This window comes from Martelella sp. UBA3392, assembly GCF_002358775.1.
In the GTDB taxonomy this organism is placed as follows: domain Bacteria; phylum Pseudomonadota; class Alphaproteobacteria; order Rhizobiales; family Rhizobiaceae; genus Martelella; species Martelella mediterranea.
On record NZ_DEPM01000163.1, the window covers coordinates 1 to 263 of the forward strand.

At 68.8% G+C, this 263-nt stretch carries 1 pseudogene; it reads right to left on the bottom strand.

The features are described 5' to 3' along the window. Positions 1-150: pseudogene (locus B4E36_RS12385) on the bottom strand (DUF58 domain-containing protein); the annotation flags it as partial. Positions 151-263: the final 113 nt, after the last annotated feature.

A 263-nucleotide genomic window follows, 5' to 3' on the forward strand; every position in this document is an offset into this window, starting at 1 on the left:
CCGCCTGCGGCCGTGCCAGCCGGTAATCACCGTATTGGCGATCCGTCGCGCCTCGATCAGGCAGTCCGGCAGCAGGGCCGCGCGCCGCCGGCCCTCGGCAAGGGCCGAATTGCGGGCGGTCGGCGGTGTCGTTTGTCCGATTGCAGCCAATGGCAAGCCTGTCAGTTGAAATCGCGCTGGGCGATTGCGGCGATCACGTCGGTCACGGTCTTTCCTTCGGCGCGGGCTGCGAAGGTCAGCGCCATGCGGTGCTGCAGCACGGG